This window comes from Candidatus Dedyshia acidiphila, from assembly GCF_051025295.1.
Taxonomy (GTDB): domain Bacteria; phylum Acidobacteriota; class Terriglobia; order Terriglobales; family Acidobacteriaceae; genus KBS-83.
Genome location: NZ_JBMGJV010000158.1, coordinates 1 through 249, shown reverse-complemented (window position 1 = coordinate 249; position 249 = coordinate 1). Strand labels below are relative to the sequence as shown.

The window sequence follows — 249 nt, the reverse complement described above, 5'->3', positions numbered from 1 at the left end:
AGCGCAGACACGTGCCCGAGAACGCTATGGAGTGGATCGCTCTACGGCGGATTATCGCGAGCTATACAACGAGCTGGCCGGGAAGAGGTCCTTCGCACATGTCGCGTAGGCTGCGCCTCGCTTTTTTTCGTGCATTCCCTCACCTCCGATTGGAATAACGGCAATGCGCATTTCCTGCGCGGGCTGGCACGCGCGCTGGGGCGCATGGGCCATTCCGTCGTCTGTTGGGAGGAGCGCGATGGGTGGTCG

The 249-nt window shown here is 61.8% G+C and carries 1 pseudogene; it reads left to right on the top strand.

What is annotated here, in order from left to right:
• Window positions 1-129: 129 nt before the first annotated feature.
• Window positions 130-249, top strand: a pseudogene (locus AC5IJH_RS18490) (glycosyltransferase); the annotation flags it as partial.